The organism is Weizmannia sp. CD-2023, from assembly GCF_036225245.1.
Classification (GTDB): domain Bacteria; phylum Bacillota; class Bacilli; order Bacillales; family Bacillaceae_C; genus Weizmannia; species Weizmannia faecalis.
The window spans coordinates 1-3,138 of sequence record NZ_JARTJQ010000152.1 but is presented as its reverse complement, the minus strand read 5'-3'; the positions used below and the strand labels follow the sequence as shown (position 1 = coordinate 3,138).

The 3,138-nt window shown below is 46.1% G+C and carries 3 protein-coding genes; 1 reads left to right on the top strand and 2 read right to left on the bottom strand.

Going from position 1 to position 3,138, the window contains the following annotated elements; genetic code table 11:
• The coding region (locus P9687_RS17115) for an ABC transporter transmembrane domain-containing protein (RefSeq protein ID WP_328228950.1) at positions 1-487 on the bottom strand (487 nt) is incomplete at its 3' end.
• Between the two features lie 165 nt (positions 488-652).
• Positions 653-967 (bottom strand): heme biosynthesis protein HemY, encoded by a 315-nt coding sequence (locus tag P9687_RS17110; protein ID WP_013859293.1) that lies wholly within the window; start codon positions 965-967, stop codon positions 653-655.
• A 377-nt stretch (positions 968-1,344) separates the two neighbouring features.
• Between P9687_RS17110 and P9687_RS17105 the strand changes: the two genes are divergently transcribed.
• Positions 1,345-2,697, top strand: coding sequence for an MFS transporter (locus tag P9687_RS17105; protein ID WP_014098371.1), 1,353 nt, complete (start codon positions 1,345-1,347; stop codon positions 2,695-2,697).
• The last annotated feature ends 441 nt before the right edge of the window (positions 2,698-3,138 follow it).

Sequence of the window (3,138 nt, the reverse complement as noted above, 5' to 3'; positions counted from 1 at the left end):
GCGTTAACTTCCAGGAGATCAGCACGGCCATGGTCAGAATAATGGTCAGCATATACATGGTTGAATCAACAAGCGTCAGAATCCCGAAACCCGCTGTCTGGGACACCGCCCGCAAATCATTCGTCGTCCGCGCCATTAAGTCGCCCGTACGATTCCGCTCAAAAAAAGGAGGCGCCATTTTTAAAAAATGGTTCATTAACCGGGACCGCAGCATTTTTTCCACGATAAACGCCCCGCCAAACAAGTTATACTGCCATATATAGGTCAGGCCGTAAAGGGCAGCTGCAATCGCCAGCATGACGCCGATGTAGAGGGAAAAAATGTGTGCTGTCATTTCCCCGGTGAATATTTTATCAATGGAATCGCCGAGAATCATCGGCGGGAGCACTTCCAACAAGTTAACAATTGAAAGCGCAAGCACTGCAATCGCATATCTTTTCCAATAGGCTTTAAAAAACCACCCTAATTTCCCCAATACACTAAACAAACCGTCGTCCTCCTCCCGTCATTTCTGTCTCTATCCGCCTTCTTTCTCTCCGTAAGACAACAGTAAAACCGGATGATGCTTCATCTTGTTCATCCCCTTTTTCAAAATGTGCATCGCCTGATGGCTGGCCAATTTAAAAAGCACTGCCTTTCAACATAAAAAAAATCAATGATGATGGTGATGACCGTGTTCGCGTTCAATCCTCGGGTTTGTAATGACGAATTCTTCCTGCGGCACGTAAAAATACTGGATCCAGATGCCGTCCAAATACGGCTCGCGTGAATCAAGTAAAATATCAATGCCCTTATCCGTTTTGACAATTTCATCATGTTCTCCCGGTGTATCCAGCGTGATGTCGTAATGGGCATGGTCGCCGTGCATCTCGGTCACAAAGACGCGGATCATTTTTCCTTCCGCATCTTCCTCCTCCAATATTTTTTTAAACATTTTTGCGGCATTCCGATTGATTTTAACGTTCATGTTCCTACCTCAATTCTTCTTGTTTTTGTTTCTTTATTATGACAGAAAAAACGGAAATCGCAAACTGGAATGCTTCACGTAAAGGGTTGAAGCATTCTTACAGGACAAACCGCTTTTGTTTCATTGCTGGGGTTCAAGTTTACTAAGCAGGTGCTTTCCGGCAGTTTTGGCTGGTTTTGCGGCTTGGGAGAGCACTCAGGATGGCTTGTTTCAGCTGCACGAAAAAGGCGGGCTTAGAAAAGCGGACCTTCACTGACATAATATTTGCACCCCCGAAATATTTGTTGTATGATACTTCTGTTTTGAATGGACGTGGAAGACAAGGTAAAAGATATGCTCTAGAAAGAAGGCTTTCATCTGAAGCGAGGAGGATTGTGATGCCTTTATCGAAAAGAACGGTTTTTTTAACAGCCATTGCATCTGGTACGATGCTGAACCCGCTGAATTCATCGATGATCTCGCTCGCCCTTCACAGCATTCAAAAAGATTTCCATTTGAGTTTTTCAACTGTGTCGTGGCTCATTTCATCCTTTTATTTGGCAAGCGCGGTCGCCCAGCCTGTGACCGGAAAAATCGGCGATATGATCGGGCGCAAAAAAATGTTTCTTGCAGGGCTTTTGCTTGTTGCCGTTTCGGCAATCGGTGCGCCGCTTGCCCCGGCCTTTTTCGTGCTGCTGCTCATGCGGCTTTTCCAATCGATCGGTTCCAGTGCTATTTATCCGTCCGGTGTCGCACTGATTCGTACCCATATTCATGAAAACCAAGCCTCTGCGCTTGCTGTTTTGTCCATTTTTGCGTCTGCCATGACGGCGCTCGGACCGACTGCCGGCGGAATTTTAATCGGGATTGGCGGCTGGCCGTCGATTTTTCTCGTGAACTTCCCTTTTATCGTGATTAGTTTTCTACTTGGCTGGTTTATCTTCCCGAAAGATCCGGAGAACAGACATGCTTCTTTCAAAGATGTTGTGCACGAGCTCGACTGGACCGGCATTTTCTTATTTGCGGCCGGGCTTGTACTGCTTCTGTATTTTCTGTTGGAACTGGAGTCGGCTGTCCATATTTGGACGGGTGTGGCAGGCATTGTGCTGCTTGTCCTATTTGTGATCTATGAAGCCAGAACAGGCCGCCCGTTTATTGATGTCCGCTTTTTATCCAAGCACCGTTCCCTTTCTGTTGTGTATTTGCAATTCATCGTGCTGAATTTATTTAATTACTGCTTATTCTTCGGACTGCCGAGCTTCTACCAGGACGGGCTTCATTTCAGCGTGCACACAAGCGGGTTCATGATGCTCTTTATGTCCGGCGCAAGCATCCTCATTTCCCTCGTTTCGGGTAAATGGATTGACCGTGCCGGAACCGCCGGACCGATCCGGATCAGTGCTTTGACTATGATTGCCGGCGCCGTTTTCATGGCCGTTTTCTTTATCCATGCCTCGGTCTGGCTGATGGGTGTGATCCTGTTTATCCTCGGTATCGGTTACGGGATCGGCAATGTTGCGCTGCAGGCGGCAATGCTGAACGAATCGCCTGAAGCCATGGTTGGCACAAGCTCCGGCCTTTTCCAAACATGCCGGTATTTAGGCTCGATCCTGTCATCGGTCGTGCTCGGCGTTGTGTTCGCAAGCGGCATGTCAACAGCCCGTTTTCTTATCCTGTCAGCTGTTTTAGTTGCAGTGAGCGCATTTTTCTTTCTCCTCAGCTTAAAAACTGCGCGTGCCCGGGCGGTATAAAATAGAGGAAGGTAACGGCTTTTGAGACCCCGTCATCAAAGCATACAACTTACTAATGTATTATGCATCCAAATGCTGCTTTTCTTTGTCAAATTTTATTTTACGGATGAGGTCAGGGGTGTCATACGCCTGGCCTTTTTCTCTAAGCATCTGATTCCGCCTTTCCAGCTTTTTCTTTCACCCACTGGATATCGTTTTCAATGGAATCCAGAAAAAGCTTGCACTCGAAAGCTGATTCAATGTATAGAGAAGGCAGCTTGACGCATTTTCACAGATACACCATTCTTCTATATATTGAGACAAAGTCAAAATTGGATTCGTTCAGCAAGCCCTTATTTATTGTAATGGTATATAATGGAGTATAACTGTAGAGTCGAATAGAGGTGATCATTTTGTCATCAAAAAAGACGAATTTCTTTGTGGTTTCATTGATTTTTTCCT

Bases quoted from the DNA above. Each gene is read 5' to 3' on its own strand.
- P9687_RS17110 (WP_013859293.1), bottom strand. From the start codon at position 967: ATGAACGTTAAAATCAATCGGAATGCCGCAAAAATGTTTAAAAAAATA.
- P9687_RS17105 (WP_014098371.1), top strand. From the start codon at position 1,345: ATGCCTTTATCGAAAAGAACGGTTTTTTTAACAGCCATTGCATCTGGT.